The following is a 17,358-nucleotide window of genomic DNA, read 5'->3' as shown; positions in this document are numbered from 1 at the left end:
TCAGCCTTCCAGGCCGACCACCCTGGCCGCCGACCTCATCTGGTACTCGAAGAAGCTCTCCCGTTCTCCGATGACGTTATTGAGCTGCCCGAACACTTCGAAACTCACGGCACCGAAGAGTTGCAGCCAGGCGGTCATGCCGCGGGCCAACAGCGTCGGGGGCACCTCGACTCCCACCTCCTCGCTGAGGGCGGCCAGGTCCGGGCGCAGCGGCTCGGGCACCGGCTCGCCCTGGTCGGCCGCGAGCCTCCCGGCCTGGAAGCCGTCGTGCAGGATGCCGGTGATGAGCACCGGTACCCGGCTGGCCGGCGGAACGGTGTCCGCCGGCGCCGCGTAGCCCGGGACGGGGCTGCCGTAGATCAGCGCGTACTCGTGCGGGTGCTCCAGCGCCCACCCGCGTACCGCCCGGCAGGCGGTCAGCCACCGGCCGAGCAGGTCGGCGCGGTCGACGGCGGCTTCGGCCCGCTCGGCGGCCTCGCCCAGTGCGTTGTACGCGTCGACGATGAGCGCGGTGAGCAGCTCATCTCGGCTGGCGAAGTAGCGGTAGATCGCGGACGACACCATGCCCAGCTCGCGGGCGACCGCGCGGAGTGAGAGGTTGGCGCCGTCCGCGGCGAGGTGGCGCCGGGCGGTGGCCTTGATCTCCTCGGTCATTTCGGCGCGCACCCGGGCACGGATTGAAGCGGCGGTCATGCGATCAAGTGTCGCACAGCTTCGGAGCGCTAGCACGTTTTGAGAGCACTGCTCTTGACTTTGTTGCCACGATAGTGGGACTGTTGTTCGCAACAGAGAGCAGTGCTCTAAAAGGAGACCCCATCATGTCGCTGCATGTCGTTGTTGGTGCTGGCCCGATCGGGACCGGTGTCGCCACCCTCCTCGCCGACCAGGGCGAGCGGGTCCGGCTCGTCACCCGGAGCGGAAGCGGGCCGGAACACCCCGCCATCGAGCGCGTCGCCGCGGACGCCGCCGACGCCACCCGGTTGCGTGAGCTGACGTCCGGCGCGGCCGCCCTCTACAACTGCGCGAACCCCACGTACACCCGCTGGCTCAGCGACTGGCCGCCGCTGGCGGCCGCCTTGCTGAGCGCCGCCGAGGCCAGCGGCGCCGTGCTCGCGACCACGAGCAACCTGTACGGGTACGGGCCGGTGAGCGGCCCGATGACCGAAGAAACCCCGCTGGCCGCGACCGGGCGCAAGGGTCGGGTACGCGGGAAGATGTGGCAGGACGCCCTCGCCGCGCACAACGCCGGCCGGGTACGCGTGACGGAGGTGCGGGCCTCGGACTACGTCGGCGCGGGCGCGCAATCGGTGCTGACGCTGGCCGTGGTCCCCGCCCTCGCGGCGGGTCGGACCGCGCGGGTGCCCGCCGACATCGACCTGCCGCACAGCTTCACGTACACCGGCGACACCGCGCGCATGCTGATCACGGCCGCGCGGGACGAGCGGGCGTGGGGCAGGGCGTGGCACGTGCCGACCAACCCGCCGGTCACCATCCGCGAGCTCGCCCAGCGGTACTTCCGCCTCGCCGGCCAGCCGAACGCCAAGGTCACCGGCATCCCGCGATGGCTGCCCCGGATGATCGCGCCGTTCGTGCCCATGGTGCGCGAACTGGTCGAGATGGACTACCAGTTCTACGCGCCGTTCGAGCTGGACTCCTCGGCTGCCACCCGGACCTTCGGGCTCGTCGCCACCGACCTGGACACCGCCCTCAGCGAGGTGGCCAGGGCCGCCCGATCGTGACCGGCGCCGGCGTTATGACCGGTGCCGGGACGGCAGCGCCGCGATGCCGACGGCGACCAGGGTGAGCGCGATCCCTATCAGCGTGCTGGTGCCCGGTCCATGGGCGTGGGCGGGCACCAGGAAGTCGATCACGGCCGCCCCCACCAACTGGCCGGCGATCGTGCCGAGGCTCAGGAGCAGGACGCCGGTCCAGCGCACGATCGAGGCCGAGACCGCGATGAACCCGACTCCGATCAGACCACCCAGGTACAGCCAGGGCTCGTGTGGCAGGCTGCCGGTCGGCCAGCCACGCAGGGCGACGTCCACCGCGAACGCGACGAGGAGCGCGACGGTGCCGGCCAGGAAGTTGATGAACGCCGCCGACAGGGCGAGGCCGGCGAACTTGCGTACCAGGCCGTTGACCGCTGTCTGCCACGCGGTGCCGACACCCGCCAGCGCCGGCAGGGCGGCCAGGGCCAGCAGGCCGGGCCTCGTGGCCTGGCTGGACACGGCCACGAGGACGGCGGCGACGGTGAGCACCGCCCCGATCATCCGGGCGGGGGTGAGCGGGTGGCGGCCGGTCGGGCCCAGGCCGAACCGGTCCACGGCCAAACTGCTGATGGACTGGCCGGCGACGATGGCGACGCTGAACACCGCCACGCCGAGGGCTGGCACCGTCACCCCCTGGCTGACAACGAGCAGCGCACCGCAGACACCGCCCAGCAACTGCCACCGGCGCAGGTGGCCGGCGCCGACGGCCTCGCGAACCGCGGCGAGGCCCCGGCGTACCGGTGCCAGCGCACCCGCGAGGACCGCGAGGGCCAGCAGGCCGAGGCCGAACGAGACGACGGCCGCCGCGATCCCGTCGTGCAGCCGGGCACCCAGTTCACCGTTGATGCGGGACTGGATGGCGATCAAGGCTCCGCAGGCCAGGGCCGCCACTAAGCCGAGGGTCCGCCGATTGGTGTCAGCCGGGTGAAGGGAGGCAGTTGAAACTGTGCTGCCGGTGGTGGACGGGCACGGCGAAGTCGTCACACTTGATCTTTCCCCGCGGACGGTGCGGCCGGCCGCGATTAAATCCGGATCCCGGGTGCCGACGGCACCCGGGATTCCTGTCTCAGATCCGGTCGATCGGCGAACCGTCGAAGTCAACCACTGAGTACAGGTTGAGCTTCTCCAGCCGATGGTAGGAGTCGATCACGCGGATCGTGCCACTCTTCGAACGCATCACAATCGACTGGGTGTAGGCGCCACCGGAGCGGTACCGCACGCCGCGCAGCAGGTCACCACTGGTGACACCGGTCGCGCAGAAGAAGATGTTCTCGCCCTTGACCAGGTCGTCGGTGGTGAGCACCCGGTCGAGGTCGTGCCCGGCGGCGAGCGCCTTCTCCCGCTCGGCCTCGTCGCGGGGCCACAGCTTCGCCTGGATCGCACCGCCCATGCACTTGAGCGCGGCCGCCGCGATGATCCCCTCCGGCGTGCCGCCGATGCCGACCAGCAGGTCGACCTCGCTGGCCTCCCGGGCGGCGCTGATCGCGCCCGCCACGTCGCCGTCACTGATGAACCGGATGCGCGCGCCGGTCTGACGGATCTCGTGGACGATCTTGTCGTGGCGCGGCCGGTCCAGGATGCAGACCGTGACGTCGGAGACGTTCCCGCGCTTGGCCTTCGCCACCCGGCGGAGGTTCTCCGTGATGGGGGCGTTGATGTCGATCACGTCGGCGGCTTCCGGCCCGACCGCGAGCTTCTCCATGTAGAAGACAGCGCTCGGATCGAACATCGCTCCCCGTTCGGCCACCGCGAGGACGGCGAGCGCGTTGGGCATGCCCTTGCTCATCAGGGTGGTGCCGTCGATCGGGTCGACCGCGACGTCGACCTCCGCGCCGGTGCCGTCGCCGACCTGCTCGCCGTTGTAGAGCATCGGCGCGTTGTCCTTCTCACCCTCGCCGATGACGACGACGCCGCGCATCGGCACAGAGTTGATCAGGTGGCGCATGGCGTCGACGGCTGCGCCGTCGCCGCCTTCCTTGTCGCCGCGTCCGACCCAGCGCCCCGCGGCCATGGCCGCGGCCTCGGTGACGCGCACCAGGTCAAGGGCGAGATTTCGGTCCGGTGCCTGCGGCTTACGGACGGGCGTGACATTCGTTTCGCTCATGCGGCGCCTCCTGGTCCCTGGGCAGCAGCGGATTCCGCAATCCTGGCAGATCGGAGGAGTTGATGCTCGATCGGGTGGGCCGGCTCCGTCAGACACCTGGGCGATCAGGGAGTATTGGAGGCGTGTCGTCTGCCAGCCCCACCGCAGCGCCTCGTCGTATGGGCCGTTCGCCCCGCGACATGGCGCTGTCGCTACTTGTCCTGCTTGTGCCGATCATAGTCCTGCTCGGGGTGTACCGGTTCCTCGGCGGAGAGAGCCCGACGGTGGTTGACCCGTCGTCCGCCTACGCCGACGCCCGCGCCGCGAGCGCCTTCCCGGTCGCCGAGCCAGCCGTGCCTACGGGTTGGCAGCCGGTCAGTTCGGTGTTCCGCCGAAGCGACGCCGGTGCCGTGCTGCGCGTCGGCTTCCGGAGCCCACGGGGCGGCACGGCCCAGCTTGTGGAGAGCAACGTGCCCGCGGGCGCGCTGGTCAAAGCAGAGTTGAGCACCGACGCCCGCGATGAGGGCAGAGCCCAGGTGAACGGGCAGGAGTGGCGTCGGTACGCCGCGTCGAACGGTGACCGTGCCCTGGTGCTCAGCCAGCCGGACCGGACGGTGATCGTGATGGGGCGTGCGTCGGACGCCGAACTGAGCCAGCTCGCCGCGTCGCTGCACTGATCAAGTCGCTACCCGGCGCTGGTGCTACCCGGCGCTGGTGCTACTCGACGCTGGTGCTACCCGGCGTCGGTGCGGGCGGCGTCCAGCCGGGCCCGGGCACCGTCGAGCCACTGCTGGCACACGGTCGCGAGCTTCTCGCCGCGCTCCCACAGCGCCAGCGACTCCTCCAGCGTGTTGCCGCCGGCTTCCAGCTTCTCCACCACGGCGGCCAGCTCGGCGCGGGCCTGCTCGTAACTCAGTTCAGGTGTGCTCATGACGCTGCCACCCTACGGGAGCGACTGGTCTTCAGTCGCGGCGCGGCTGAAGACCAGTCGGAAGAACACGACCTCGTCGGTCGCGTGGAAACCGACACGGCCATAGATCCGCTGCTCGTCCTCGCCGGCCGGCATGAGGAACGTCAGGTCAGCGCCCGAGCGGTGTGCTTCGCGCGTCAGGTACGCCGTGATCGCCCCCGCGATGCCACGGCGGCGGAACGTCGGGCGCACGCCGACCCCGGCGATCTCGCCGACGCCGTCGAAGATCGGCGTGCAGATGCCGCCGCCGGCCGGCTCGCCGGTGTCCGTATCCCGGGCCAGGACCGCCAGCCCACCCGCTTCCAGCGCCTGTCGGGCGGCCGCCACGTTGGCCCCGGTCGGCGCCTCGGGTTCGTCGTACGCCTCGTGCTGGGCGGTGAGCAGGTCCAGCAGTTCCGCGTCGGTCGTCGGCGCGATCAGCTCGATGCCCGCGGGTACGGCCTGAGCCCCGGCCTCGCCCTTCGCGCACTCCATCACCCGTACCCGATCTTCGACGGCGAAGCCGGCGGCCAGCAGCGCCGGCTCGACGGCCGGCGCCAGCTTCGGCAGGTACTCCAGCCGCGGGATCCGGTCACGCTGCTCGTACGCGGTGATCAGCGCCGCGACATCGTCGGGCGTCGGCTCGGCCCCGGCGGCCGGGATCGCGTAGTTGACGAACGGGTTGGTGCTGTGCGGCGTGAACGTGGCCAGGAACGGGCCGATCTGCTCGGTCTCGCGTCCGACGGTCGCGGCGCGGCGGATGTACGCCTGGATCTGCGCAGACACTTCTGCTGTCGCCTTTCGGGAGGTTTCGATCATGTGACGATCGGCCCGTCGCCGCAGGGCGCGCAACGGGTTTTCAGCTGTCGACGGTCGCCGTCAGCTCGCCGCCGGCGAGCCGGATGCGCAGCTGATCCTTTGCCTCGACGTCGTCGGGCGCCCGGACCACCGCTCCGTCCGGGCGCTGCACGATCGCGTACCCGCGCTGCAGCGTCGCCGCCGGGGACAGCGCCCGGAGCCGGGCGAGAGTGTGGGTGAGGTCGGCTTCCGCGCGGTCGAGGCGGTGGCCGAGGGTACGGGTGCCGCGCTCGCGCAGTGCCTTGATCTCGGTCTCCCGCTGATCGACTATCACCTCGGGCCGCGCGAGCACCGGCCGGCTGCGGATCGAGTCGAGCGCGCGCTGTTCACGGTCGAGCAGGTGGCTCACGCCGCGCCACAGCCGCTGCCGGGCCTGGCCGATCAGGCGTAGCTCGTCGGCGAGGTCCGGCACGATCCGCTTCGCCGCGTCCGTCGGCGTCGAGGCGCGAAGGTCGGCGACGTAGTCGACCAGCGGGGTGTCCGTCTCGTGGCCGATCGCGGAGACGACCGGCGTACGGCAGGCGAAGACCGCCCGGCACAGCGCCTCGTCGGAGAACGGCAGCAGGTCTTCGAACGAGCCGCCGCCGCGGGCCAGCACGATCACGTCGACGGTCTCGTCCCGGTCGAGGGCGGAGAGCGCGTCGAGGATCTGCGGCACCGCCGTCGGGCCCTGTACCGCCACGTTGATGATCCGGAAGTCGACGGCGGGCCACCGCCGGCCCGCGTTCGTGCACACGTCCCGCTCGGCGGCGCTGGCGCGCCCGGTGATCAGGCCGATGCGGCCGGGCAGGAACGGCAGGCGGCGCTTGCGGGACCGGTCGAACAGCCCCTCCGCGTTCAGCAGCTTCTTCAGGTGCTCGATGCGGGCCAGCAGCTCGCCGATGCCGACCTGCCGGATCTCGTCGGCGCGCAGACTCAGCGTGCCGCGGCCGGGAAAGAAGTCGGGCTTGGCGTGGACGACGATGCGGGCGCCGTCGACCAGGTTGGGCGCGCCCGCATCGAGGACATCCCGGCTGGTCGTCACCGTCAGGCTCAGGTCGGCGGAGGGGTCACGCAGGGTGAGGAAGACGGTGCTGGCGCCGGGGCGGCGGCTGATCTGCGCCACCTGCCCGTCCACCCAGACCCAACCGAGCCTGCTGATCCACGCCGCGATCTTCTGACTCACGACCCGCACCGGCCACGGTTGTTCGGGGGTGGACTGCCCCGCCTGCTCTGTCACCCGGTTAGCGTACGCATCGTCGCTCGTGAGACGGCCCCGTACCATGGGGGCCGTGACCGAGAACCGTAAGCGTGTCCTGCTCGCCAAGCCGCGTGGTTACTGTGCCGGTGTCGACCGCGCGGTGCAGACCGTGGAGGAGGCGCTGAAGCTGTACGGTCCGCCGGTCTACGTGCGTAAGCAGATCGTGCACAACAAGCACGTCGTGGCCACGCTGCAGGCCCAGGGTGCCATCTTCGTCGAGGAGAACGAGGAGGTCCCGGAGGGCTCGATCGTGGTCTTCTCGGCCCACGGCGTGGCGCCCGAGGTGCACGAGCAGGCCCGGGTCCGCGCCCTGAAGGCGATCGATGCGACCTGCCCGCTGGTCACCAAGGTGCACCAGGAGGCCCGCCGATTTGCGGCGGAGGACTACGACATCCTGCTCATCGGGCACGAAGGACACGAAGAGGTCATCGGTACGACCGGCGAGGCGCCCGCCCACATCCAGCTTGTCGACGGCCCGGACGCGGTCGACAAGGTGACCGTGCGGGACCCCTCGAAGGTGGTTTGGCTGTCCCAGACGACCCTGTCGGTCGACGAGACGCTCGAGACCGTCGACCGGCTCAAGCGCAAGCTGCCGCTGCTGGTGTCGCCGCCGAGCGACGACATCTGCTACGCCACCTCCAACCGCCAGGAGGCGGTCAAGGCGATGGCGCCCTCGTGCGACGTCGTCCTCGTGGTCGGCTCGCAGAACTCGTCGAACTCGCAGCGGCTGCGTGAGGTCGCGGTCGACGCCGGGGCGCGGGCGGGTTACCTGATCGACTACGCCAGCGAGATCAAGGACGAGTGGCTGGAAGGCGCGTCGACCGTGGGCCTGACGTCCGGCGCATCGGTCCCCGATGATCTGGTCATGGAGGTCCTCGACCTGCTGGCCGAGCGCGGCTTCGGCGAGGTGGCCGAGGTGACGACGGCGGACGAGAAGTTGACCTTCTCGCTGCCGCAGGAGCTGAAGCGGGACATGAAGGCCGCTGCGGCGGCCCGTGCCGGTGAGGTCGCCGCCCTGGCGGCCGGTGCGACCCAGAGCTGAGGCCGTCCCGCCCGCGCCGGCCCGGCCGCGCGCTCATGATCCGCGCCCGCCCGCGCGCTCATGATCCGCGCCCGCCCGCGCGCTCATGATCCGCGCCCGCCCGCGCGCTCATGATCCGCGCCCGCCCACGCGCTCATGATCCGCACAGTTTGGGCCAAATTGCTGTCTCCCGCGCTCGGGAAGCAGCAGTTTCCCCCAAACTGCGCGGATCTTGGGGTGGCGGGGTGGCGGGGTGGCGGGGTGACGGGTCAGGGCGCCGGCGGCTCGTCGCGGCGCAGCTCGGCCAGCAGCGAGGCGTACTCGCTGTCGACCAGCTCCGGCGCCTGCAGATGCCGGGGCGTGACCTCGACCTGTCCCGGCGCGTCAAGCTCGTCCGACGAGACCCCGAGCTCGCCGAGTCGTCGCGCGCTGACCAGTACCCGGGACTCCAGCGACCCGATGGCCTTGTTGTACGCGGTCACCGCGCCCCCGAGCGACGTGCCGACCTTCGCCAGGTGGTCACCCATGGTCGACAGTCGCGCGTACAGCTCCTTGCCGAGCGTGTGCACGGCGAGGGCGTTGCGGGCCAGCGACTCCTGGCGCCACGCGTACGCGACCGTGCGCAGCAGCGCGACGAGCGTCGCCGGCGTGGCCAGTACGACGTTGCGCGCGAACGCGTACTCCAGCAGCGTCGGGTCTCGCTGCAGCGCCGCGTCGAGGAACGGGTCGGCCGGCATGAACAGCACCACGAACTCGGGCGTCGGCTCGAACGCTGCCCAGTAGGCCTTGGTCGACAGGGTGTCGACGTGCCCGCGTACGTGCTTGGCGTGCGCCGTCAGGTGCGCGTTCCGGGTGGGTTCGTCGCGCGCCTCCATTGCGGACAGGTACGCCTCGAACGGAGCCTTGGCGTCGACGACCACGTGCCGCCCGCCGTGCAGGCGCACCACCAGGTCGGGTCGGATCCCTCCGGCGTCCGTGGCGGCAGTGACCTGCTCGGAGAAGTCGCAGTGCTGCAGCATGCCGGCGGCTTCGACGATACGGCGCAGTTGGTGCTCGCCCCAGCGCCCGCGTACCTGCGGCGCCCGCAGCGCCGCGACCAACTGCCGGGTCTCCGTACGCAGCTCGCTGGAGACCTCGGACATGCCCTTCACCTGCTGGCGCAGCCCCTCGTAGGCGGCGACGCGGTCGCGCTCCAACTCGGCCACCCGCTGCTCGTAGCGCAGCAGCGTCTCCCGCAGCGGCGCGATGGCGTCGGCGACCGCGTCCTGGGTCTGCGCGCTCGCCTCGAAGCTGAGCGCCCGCAGGGACTGTTCGAGCCGCGCCTCGCCCTCTTTGGTGGCCCGCAAAGTGGCGTCGAGCCGGGCGATGTCGGACGACGATTTCACGCGGGCGGCCAGCCACCCGAGGGCGGCACCGACGAGCAGACCGACGAAGAGCAGAAGAAGTGCCACGATCGACAGCATGCCGTAAGACGGTGCTCGACACGTGTAGGTACCGTCGTACTAATGGGTTGGGTCGCGTTCTGGCTGCTGGTCCTCGTTTGTGTGGGAGTCCTGGTGATTTTCTCGTTGTTCGGACGTAAGCGGCGCGAGCAGGAGCTCGCGGACGCGCGTGAAGAGGCCCTGCGCTGGTACGAGCGGCTCGGCGGCCAGGTCATGAACCTCTCCGCCGGTGACAACGCGGCGGCCAAGCAGGCCCTGGTCGACGCGGGGGAGCGCTACAACGCGGCCGGCGCTCAGCTGGACCGGGCCACGACGCCGAAGCAGTACGAGCTGGCCCGGGAGACCGCCCTGGAGGGCCTGGCATACGTGCGCGGGGCGCGAACCGCGCTGGGGCTCGACCCGGGACCCGAGGTTCCGCCGCTGGCTGGCCAGCGGCAGGCCGGCGCGCTGACCCAGGAGCGCGAGGTCGAGGTGCAGGGCCAGCACTTCAAGGCCGGCCCGCGGCCGGGCCGCGACACGCCGTACTACTACCCCGGCGGGATGGTGCAGGGCCGCCCGGTGCCGTCGGGGTGGTACTCCCAGCCGGTGTGGAAGACCGCCCTGGCCGCCGGCGCCGGCGCGATCGGCTCGATGCTGATCTTCGATGCACTGTTGAGCCCGGCCTTCGGCGACATCGGGTATGACGCCGGCTTCGAGCAGGGCCTCGACTACGCCGACCAGCACGGCTGGGACCCGGGCGGGGACGGCGGCGACGGTGGTGGCAGCGACTTCGGTGACTTCGGCGGGGACTTCGGCGGCGACTGGGGCGGCGGGGACTTCGGCGGCGACTGGTAACCAGTCACCGTTGTCCACAGCCGTAGCTTGACCGTTGTGCGCCGCCGAAGAGGCGGCGCACAGTCGTTTCCATGCGCACAGTCGTTTCCATGCGCACAGTCGTTTCCATGCGCACAGTCGTTTCCATGCGCACAGTCGTTTCCCTGCGCGATGTGCTGTCGGCGCAGGGCGGCCTTGTCCACCACGATCAGCTCGTGCGGCTCGGCGTCACGCGTATGGCGCTGCGCCGACGGCTGGACAGCGGCCGCTTACGGGAGGTGCTCCCGTCGGTGTATGCGTCGTTCGACTGCCGGCCCAGTTCCTGGCAGCGGTCGATCGCCGCATGGCTCTACGCCGGTCGCGGCGCGGTGCTCACCGGCCGGGTCGCGCTGCGGTGGCACGGCGTCCGGAACCTGCCTGCTGACCCGTACGTGCGGGTGCTCGTGCCGCATGCCCGGCAGGTCCGGTCGGTCGAGTTCGTACGGGTGCACCGCACCCGGCGGCCCGATCCGTTCCCAGCCAACGCGGCGCCGATCCGGGTCTGCTCACTCGGGCGGGCGGTGGCCGACGCCGCCCGCTGGAGCCGTGACCTGCCCATGATCCGGGCGCTGGTGGGGGAGGTCGTGCAGGGGCTCGGGGTCGAACCCCTCCGTCGTGAACTCGCGCTGGGCCCCTGCGCGGGCAGTGGGCTGCTGCGGTTGGCGTTGGACGAGGTCGCGCCGGCCCCGGCCGGGGCGCTTGAGCAGTATCGATCGGATCGGCTCGGGTGACAGCGCTAGAACGCGCACGCCACGACTGGCCAGCATCGATAGAATCAGGATTCATGGTCGAGTAGCCATCGCTTGACCGGCAACCCCCACCGGAACCCGCCGAGCGAGCCGTCGGTGCGCAGCACCCGGTGGCACGGGACGAACAGCGCGGCGGGGTTGCGCGCACAGGCCTGCGCCGCCGCCCGGACCGCCGCAGGCCGCCCCGACAGCGCCGCGAACTCCGTGTAGGTGACCGGGTGGCGCACCTCGCGCAGCGTCCGCCAGGCCTGCTCGAGAAACGCTCCGGAGCGCTGGCGCACCGGCACCTCGTCGACCGCCGAGAGGTCACCGTCGAGATAGGACAGCACGGCCTTGGTGACGGGCCCGAGGTCCGCACGCGGCTGCGGCTCCGATTCCGGTTTCAAAGCCGGGTGTACGAGCGAAGCCAGCAAGCCGATGTCGGTGGTCCAGCCGCTGGCGAGAACCGTTTCGTCATCGGCCAGCAGGATCGTGAACGGACCGGCCGGAGTGTCCATGGTGGACGAATACCAGGTCATGCGAGTCTCCAGAGTCTGATCAGGGCGTACGAGCGCCAGGGTCGCCAGCGGGTCGCGTGGCGGGCCAGCTCGGTCGGGTCGTCGGACAGGCCGAGGACGGCGGCGCCCCGGCGCGCCCCCAGGTCGGTCGGGAGGAAGACGTCGGGGTCGCCGAGCGCGCGTAGCGCGACATAGCCGGCGGTCCACGAGCCGACGCCCGGCAACTCCAGCAGCTTCTTCTCGGTCTCCGCGCGGTCCGCGCCATCGTCGAGCACCAGGTTTCCGCTGGTCACCGCCGTGGCGAGGGCGCGGATCGTCCGCCGGCGCGCGGCCGGCATGGCGAACGCGTCGTCCGGGGCTTCGGAGACGGCGGCGGCGTCGGGGAACAGCCGGAGCGCGCCTGACGAGGGCGCCGCTGTGGTTGGTGTCTTGCGGGAGGGTGCCCCTGCGGACGGTGTCTTGCGAGAGGGTGCCCCTGTAGGCGTACAGGTGCCATGAGGGGCACCCTCCTGCGCAACGGGGGAGCATCCCAGCACCAGCTTCGCGAGCACGGTACGGGCCGCGGCGACCGACACCTGCTGGCCCACGATCGCCCGCACGGCGAGTTCGAAGCCGTCCACGGCGCGCGGTAGGCGTACGCCGGGCTCGTCCCGCACCGTCGACGTGAGCGCGGGGTCGGTCGCGAGCGCCGCGTCGACGGCCTCGGGGTCGGCGTCCAGGTCGAGCAGGCGGCGGCAGCGGGCCACGGCCGGGGCGACGTCGCGGATGTCGGTCAGATGGAGCGTGGCCTGCACGTAGCCGTCGCGTGGGGCCAGCGTCGCGGTGGCGCGGCCGTGCGGCAGGCGCAGTGTCCGGTGGTAGCCGTTATCGTCGGCGATCTCGACGCCGGGGATCGCGCGGGCGGCCAGGAAACCGAACAGCGCGTCCGCGTGCAGCGGCGCACGGTACGGCAGTCGCAGCGTGATCGCGCCCGGGGCGCCGGCTCTGGTCGAGGAAGACCGCAGCGCCGACGGCGCCCGCCCGTACACGTCCTTGATCGTCTCGTTGAACTGCCGCACGCTGCGGAACCCCGCCGCAAACGCGATCTCCGCCAGGCCCAGGTCGGTCGTGGAGATCAGGATCCGCGCGGTCTGGGCGCGCTGCGCCCGGGCGAGTGCCAGTGGGCCGGCGCCGAGCTCGGCGTGCAGCATCCGGTGCAGGTGCCGTTCGGTGTACCCGAGCCGGCTGGCCAGGCCTGGCACGCCGTCCCGGTCGACGACGCCGTCGCCGATCAGCCGCATGGCCCGGGCCACCACGTCGGCGCGGTTGTCCCATTCCGGCGAGCCGGGCGCCGCGTCCGGGCGGCAGCGCAGGCAGGCGCGGAAGCCTTCGCGCTGAGCGGCCGCGGGGGAGGGGAGGAAGCGGACATTGTGTCGTTTCGGCGTGACTGCGGGACAGGACGGGCGGCAGTAGATCCGCGTCGAGGTGACGGCCGTGACGAACCAGCCGTCGAAGCGCGGGTCCCGGCTGTCGACCGCCCGGTAGCACCGTTCGAAGTCCAACTCCACGCATTCGATCCTGCCCGGGTACGCGTACGGATGCTCGCGGTTTTCGGACATGGCAGTGCGCCGGATCTTGCCGGTCGGACCGCGTAGACTCGGCGCACGTGAGTCTCAGCATCGGTATCGTCGGCCTGCCCAACGTCGGCAAGAGCACCCTGTTCAACGCGTTGACCAAGAACAACGTGCTGGCCGCCAACTACCCGTTCGCCACGATCGAGCCGAACATCGGCGTAGTTGGCTTGCCCGATCCCCGGCTGAACAAGCTCGCGGAGATCCACAGCTCGGAGAAGATCGTCCCGGCTCCGGTGTCGTTCCTCGACATCGCCGGCCTCGTTCGCGGCGCCTCCAAGGGGCAGGGCCGGGGCAACGCGTTCCTGGCCAACATCCGCGACGCGTCCGCGATCTGCCAGGTCGTCCGCGCGTTCAGCGACCCGAACGTCGTGCACGTCGACGGCAAGGTCTCGCCCGCCGACGACATCGAGACGATCAACACTGAGTTGATCCTCGCCGACCTGCAGACCCTGGAGAAGGCGGTTCCGCGGCTGGAGAAGGAGGCCAAGCTCAAGAAGGACCGCGCGCCTCTTGCTGCGGCGGCCAAGGCCGCGGCGGAGCTGCTCAACACCGGCACGACGCTGTACGCCGGCGCGGAGAAGGCCGGCATCGACGTCGCCGAGCTGCGTGAGCTGCACCTGCTGACCACCAAGCCGTTCCTGTACGTCTTCAACGTCGACGAAGAGGAGCTGGCCAACGAGGCGTACCTGGACGAGCTGCGCGCCATGGTCGCGCCCGCCGAGGCGATCTTCATGGACGCACAGGTCGAGTCCGAGCTGATCGACCTGCCCGAGGAGGAAGCCCGTGAGCTGCTGGAGTCGATCGGCCAGCACGAGCCCGGCCTGCACCAGCTCATCCGCGTCGGCTTCCGGACGCTGGGGCTGCAGACGTACCTGACGGCCGGGCCGAAGGAGGCCCGCGCCTGGACGATCCCGATCGGGGCGACCGCCCCCGAGGCGGCCGGCGTCATCCACTCCGACTTCCAGCGCGGCTTCATCAAGGCCGAGGTCGTCGCGTACGACGACCTGGTCGAGGCCGGTTCGCACGCCGCCGCGAAGGCCGCCGGCAAGGTGCGCATCGAGGGCAAGGAGTACGTGATGCAGGACGGCGACGTCGTGGAGTTCCGCTTCAACGTCTGACGACCTGTTCCGCGATCTTGGACACTTAGGGCCGCTATAGGTGGCCTAAGTGTCCAAGATTCAAGGGTGGAAGCCAGCCCACGAACCGGTTGTGTAGCTCGCCGGCGACAGCTGTCGGCAGGTCTGCCGCGGCCTCCACCAAAGCTGACCCAAGTACTAGCGACAGAGAAACCGGGGCTTCCGCGTACTCGGCGAGGAGTTGGCGTCGTCGGCTCGGGCACGGCCACGGGTAGCCGCATCCGACGCAGCTCCAGCTCGGTCGGATCGGCTGGTGTGCGGTCATATGGCCTCGCCATCGCCGGCGTGCTTCATGAGCTTGGCCGCCCCGTCCAGCAGGGTGCGGGCGTCGGCCAGCGGTAAGAACACGACCGGAGCACTGATGGCGTGATGCGCCGTGACCAGTGCGAACAGGGCATCGTAATCGGGTTGCTGTTGAAGCCAGGCACTTGCCCTGCTCGTGCCATGGATCGTCTCGATCGGGTCGCTTTTGTGCGTACCGCCGACTGCAGCACGGCAGCGCCGGGGCGCGCACCACATCGGGTGATCCAGGTTCATCGCGACGTCCTTTCCGGGAGCCTGACGGCCAGGTGATGTCTGCGGTGGTTGGTTCACTGCGGCTCGTGAGCTGGTGAGACGCGTGCTGATCTCGTGCAGTCAGGACAGTTGAGGGTGGCTCCGCAGGTCTTACACCACCGCGTTTTCACCTTGAAGGCGAACAGGCCGGCGGCGAAGCCGACCACCAGCGCTGAGCAAATTGCCGTGAGCAGCCCTGCCATGTCGTCCCTCTACGAGAGGCGGTCCAGAGGTTAGGAAGATCGTTCTGTTCTGCGCCCCGCAGTTCCGGCAGAGCGACAGGGACCCAGGTCGAGTACCTTGACCAGGCACCGTTTCGCCGGCCTATGTCCTCTCATGAACGTAGGAACGCGTGCTCTCACACACAAGATGTCTTACGTCTTTCTTCTGACTGCGCCTACCTACCCATACAGATCATTACGGGCACCTGTGTTCGCGCGAGAGTGCATGCAATACACGCGTGCCCTACGGTGGCGTACTACGTCCTACAAGTGGGGAACTCGCCGTGTCAGTGATCGAGACACCGAAGTCGCAGTACGTACAGATCGCCGAGCTTCTACGCAGCCGGATCGAAGACGGCACCTACCGGGCCGGCGATCCACTGCCAAGCGAACTACGACTGGCCGACGAACTCGGCGTCTCGCGCGTGACCATCAACCGCGCGATCATGCTTCTGCGGGCCTCCGGGGACGTGAAGGTCCGACGCGGATCAGGCACCTATGTCCGCTCGCTGCCCCGCATCCTGCGCGACACCAAGAAGCGCTACGCCGCGCGCACGCAGGGCGGCGGGGCCGGCGAGGTCGAAGCCCACAGCCTCAACCTGCAATCGCGCACCGAGTACCGCGAGATCGGCCGCACCGTCCCGACCGACCGGATCGCGTCCGTACTGGGCCTGTCCAAGAACGAACAGACGTTGGTCCGCCGCCGGCTGCTGTACGCCAACGACGAGCCGACCCAGATTGCGGACTCCTACTACCCGTGGTCCGTGGTCAAGGGCAGCAAGGAACTGCTGCAGGAGGACGCCGGCCAGGGCGGTTCATACTCCCGGCTCGCCGATCTCGGGCACGCACCCGTCCGGTTCACCGAGGACGTGAACGTTCGCATGCCGACCGACCTCGAGAAGCGCACTCTCGACCTGGAGGGCGCGCAGCCGGTGTTCGAGATTTGGCACGTCGCCTACACCGCCGAGGACCGCCCGGTCGAAGTCTGCATCCACGTCATGCCCGGCCACCTGTGGACCCTGCGGTACGGCTGGGACGACGAGACGCCGGCCACCACAGCGGAATCGTCATGATGCAGGTTCGCCTTGCCTCCGAGCCTGCCCCGGACCGAGCGGTCAATGAGGACCAGGGCTTCGCCGTCGGAGGACTGGTTGGCGTGCTCGACGGCGTCTCCGTGCCCGATGGCGTGGACACCGGCTGCCATCACGGCGCGGCCTGGTACGTCCAGCGCCTGGCCGACCATCTCGTCACCGGCTACCGCCGCGATCCGGATACCCCGCTCGACCAACTGCTGGCCGAGGCGATCAGCGCCGTGCGCGGTGACCACGGCAACCAGTGCGACCTCGGCAACCCCGGCACGGTCGCAAGCACCGTCTGCCTACTCAAGAACGCCGACAGCCATGTCGACTACTTCGTACTCGCCGACAGCCCACTCGTGCTCGACCGCGGGGACGAGATCCAGGTCGTGGCCGACGACCGATTCGAGAAGGCCGTCGCGCAGTTACGCCGCACCGTGCTGACCGGCGACGCGGCGCTCGACAGCACCGAGCGCATCGCCCGAATGCGGACGGCGACGATCGAGAAACACAAGCTCACCAACCAGCCGCACGGGTACTGGATCGCGGCCGCCAACCCGTCCGCCGCATACGAGGCGGTGACTGGCACCGCGCCTCTGCACGGTCCGGATCGGGTACGGCGAGCGGCCCTGCTCACCGATGGCGCATCCGCCGCTGTCGAGCAGTTCGGCCTGTTCGACTGGGCCGGCCTGCTTGACGTGCTCACCGACCAGGGGCCGTACGAGTTGATCCGCCAGGTACGCGCCGCCGAGAACGCCGACCACGATGGACACGCCCGACCCCGCTACAAGCGCCACGATGACGCCACCGCCGCCCTGTGTCTGTTCGAGGAGGACCAGACGTGACCGCTCCCAACCGCCACTCCGTCAGCGTCGCCGCCGTCATCACCGACGAGCGCGACCGGGTCCTGGTCGTGCAGCGCCGCGACAACGGCAAGTGGGAGATCCCCGGAGGCGTCCTCGAACTGCACGAGTCGATCCATGACGGCGTCCGCCGCGAGGTCGAAGAGGAGACCGGCGTGCTGATCGAGCCCGAGCGGCTGACCGGCGTGTACAAGAACCTCAAGATCGGCGTCGTCGCCCTGGTCTTCCGAGCCCGCATCATCGGCGGCCAACCCGGACCGACCGAGGAATCCCAGCGGGTCGACTGGTGGACGCGCGACGCCGTCGTCGCCCAGATGGCCGAAACCTTCGCCGTCCGCGTCACCGACGCTCTCGACACCGACCAGCCAGCGATCCGGGTACACGACGGCGTCCATGTGCTCGCCGAGCAGAGCCCGGTGCCGTAGGCCTAACTG

General features: G+C 70.3%; 19 protein-coding genes. 9 read left to right on the top strand and 10 right to left on the bottom strand.

From position 1 onward, the window contains the following. The gene (locus HC028_RS02855) at positions 1-693 is read right to left on the bottom strand and encodes a TetR/AcrR family transcriptional regulator (RefSeq protein ID WP_168072419.1); all 693 of its coding nucleotides are present in this window, start codon (positions 691-693) and stop codon (positions 1-3) included. 125 nt (positions 694-818) lie between these two features. On the opposite strand from HC028_RS02855, the gene HC028_RS02850 reads away from it, so the two are divergent. After that, positions 819-1,739: an NAD-dependent epimerase/dehydratase family protein gene (locus HC028_RS02850; RefSeq protein WP_168072417.1), complete on the top strand. Its 921-nt coding sequence runs from the start codon at positions 819-821 to the stop codon at positions 1,737-1,739. A gap of 12 nt (positions 1,740-1,751) precedes the next feature. On the opposite strand, the gene HC028_RS02845 is transcribed toward HC028_RS02850, so the two are convergent. Both HC028_RS02845 and glpX read right to left on the bottom strand, forming a co-directional pair. Beyond that, positions 1,752-2,660, bottom strand: a complete 909-nt coding sequence (locus tag HC028_RS02845) for a DMT family transporter (RefSeq protein WP_239075275.1) — start codon at positions 2,658-2,660, stop codon at positions 1,752-1,754. Positions 2,661-2,835: 175 nt separating this feature from the next. Further along, positions 2,836-3,873, bottom strand: coding sequence for a class II fructose-bisphosphatase (gene glpX, locus HC028_RS02840; protein ID WP_168072412.1), 1,038 nt, complete (start codon positions 3,871-3,873; stop codon positions 2,836-2,838). A 158-nt stretch (positions 3,874-4,031) separates the two neighbouring features. Between glpX and HC028_RS02835 the strand changes: the two genes are divergently transcribed. Continuing rightward, a complete protein-coding gene (locus tag HC028_RS02835; protein ID WP_168072403.1) occupies positions 4,032-4,529 on the top strand; it encodes a DUF4245 domain-containing protein in 498 nt (165 codons plus the stop codon). Positions 4,530-4,585: 56 nt separating this feature from the next. Here the strand turns inward: HC028_RS02835 and HC028_RS02830 are convergent, their stop codons facing one another. The 3 genes from HC028_RS02830 to xseA form a co-directional block, all read right to left on the bottom strand. Further along, on the bottom strand, positions 4,586-4,783 hold the full coding sequence (locus tag HC028_RS02830; protein WP_168072401.1) for an exodeoxyribonuclease VII small subunit: 198 nt from the start codon (positions 4,781-4,783) through the stop codon (positions 4,586-4,588). A 12-nt stretch (positions 4,784-4,795) separates the two neighbouring features. Further along, positions 4,796-5,587 carry a GNAT family N-acetyltransferase gene (locus HC028_RS28335; RefSeq protein WP_168072399.1) on the bottom strand — a complete coding sequence of 264 codons (792 nt, stop codon included), beginning with the start codon at positions 5,585-5,587 and terminating at the stop codon, positions 4,796-4,798. Between the two features lie 73 nt (positions 5,588-5,660). Continuing rightward, a complete protein-coding gene (xseA, locus tag HC028_RS02820) occupies positions 5,661-6,923 on the bottom strand; it encodes an exodeoxyribonuclease VII large subunit (protein WP_203981146.1) in 1,263 nt (420 codons plus the stop codon). On the opposite strand from xseA, the gene HC028_RS02815 reads away from it, so the two are divergent. Further along, on the top strand, positions 6,922-7,941 hold the full coding sequence (locus HC028_RS02815; RefSeq protein ID WP_168072386.1) for a 4-hydroxy-3-methylbut-2-enyl diphosphate reductase: 1,020 nt from the start codon (positions 6,922-6,924) through the stop codon (positions 7,939-7,941). The genes xseA and HC028_RS02815 overlap by 2 nt on opposite strands. A gap of 248 nt (positions 7,942-8,189) precedes the next feature. Here HC028_RS02815 and HC028_RS02810 read toward each other — a convergent pair whose 3' ends face one another. Then, entirely contained in the window at positions 8,190-9,371 is a 1,182-nt protein-coding gene (locus HC028_RS02810) for a DNA recombination protein RmuC (RefSeq protein ID WP_373314028.1), read from the bottom strand. Between the two features lie 54 nt (positions 9,372-9,425). Between HC028_RS02810 and HC028_RS02805 the strand changes: the two genes are divergently transcribed. Beyond that, positions 9,426-10,196: a hypothetical protein gene (locus tag HC028_RS02805; RefSeq protein WP_168072381.1), complete on the top strand. Its 771-nt coding sequence runs from the start codon at positions 9,426-9,428 to the stop codon at positions 10,194-10,196. Between the two features lie 125 nt (positions 10,197-10,321). Beyond that, complete coding sequence (locus tag HC028_RS02800; RefSeq protein ID WP_168072379.1) at positions 10,322-10,945, top strand: type IV toxin-antitoxin system AbiEi family antitoxin domain-containing protein; 624 nt, start codon at positions 10,322-10,324, stop codon at positions 10,943-10,945. Positions 10,946-10,989: 44 nt separating this feature from the next. Here the strand turns inward: HC028_RS02800 and HC028_RS02795 are convergent, their stop codons facing one another. After that, a complete protein-coding gene (locus tag HC028_RS02795) occupies positions 10,990-11,481 on the bottom strand; it encodes a methylated-DNA--[protein]-cysteine S-methyltransferase (RefSeq protein ID WP_168072377.1) in 492 nt (163 codons plus the stop codon). After that, positions 11,478-13,007 (bottom strand): DNA-3-methyladenine glycosylase 2 family protein, encoded by a 1,530-nt coding sequence (locus tag HC028_RS02790; RefSeq protein ID WP_168073315.1) that lies wholly within the window; start codon positions 13,005-13,007, stop codon positions 11,478-11,480. Before HC028_RS02790 ends, HC028_RS02795 begins: the two co-directional genes overlap by 4 nt. 98 nt (positions 13,008-13,105) lie before the next feature. Here HC028_RS02790 and ychF point away from each other — a divergent pair, with 98 nt between their 5' ends. Continuing rightward, on the top strand, positions 13,106-14,191 hold the full coding sequence (ychF, locus tag HC028_RS02785) for a redox-regulated ATPase YchF (RefSeq protein ID WP_168072375.1): 1,086 nt from the start codon (positions 13,106-13,108) through the stop codon (positions 14,189-14,191). A 279-nt stretch (positions 14,192-14,470) separates the two neighbouring features. Here ychF and HC028_RS02780 read toward each other — a convergent pair whose 3' ends face one another. Next, positions 14,471-14,746, bottom strand: coding sequence for a hypothetical protein (locus HC028_RS02780; protein ID WP_168072373.1), 276 nt, complete (start codon positions 14,744-14,746; stop codon positions 14,471-14,473). Positions 14,747-15,269: 523 nt separating this feature from the next. Between HC028_RS02780 and HC028_RS26960 the strand changes: the two genes are divergently transcribed. The 3 genes from HC028_RS26960 to HC028_RS02765 are packed head-to-tail and all read left to right on the top strand — an operon-like array spanning position 15,270 to position 17,349. Beyond that, the gene (locus HC028_RS26960) at positions 15,270-16,058 is read left to right on the top strand and encodes a UTRA domain-containing protein (RefSeq protein ID WP_205860997.1); all 789 of its coding nucleotides are present in this window, start codon (positions 15,270-15,272) and stop codon (positions 16,056-16,058) included. After that, complete coding sequence (locus tag HC028_RS02770) at positions 16,055-16,906, top strand: protein phosphatase 2C domain-containing protein (protein ID WP_168072371.1); 852 nt, start codon at positions 16,055-16,057, stop codon at positions 16,904-16,906. The genes HC028_RS26960 and HC028_RS02770 overlap by 4 nt, the downstream gene beginning before the upstream one ends. After that, the gene (locus HC028_RS02765) at positions 16,903-17,349 is read left to right on the top strand and encodes an NUDIX hydrolase (protein ID WP_168072369.1); all 447 of its coding nucleotides are present in this window, start codon (positions 16,903-16,905) and stop codon (positions 17,347-17,349) included. Before HC028_RS02770 ends, HC028_RS02765 begins: the two co-directional genes overlap by 4 nt. The last annotated feature ends 9 nt before the right edge of the window (positions 17,350-17,358 follow it).

Origin of the sequence: Planosporangium flavigriseum (genome assembly GCF_011947225.1) — a bacterium.
In the GTDB taxonomy this organism is placed as follows: Bacteria; Actinomycetota; Actinomycetes; order Mycobacteriales; family Micromonosporaceae; genus Planosporangium; species Planosporangium flavigriseum.
Note: the sequence above shows the minus strand (reverse complement) of the source record. Positions and strands in the feature narration are given on the sequence as shown.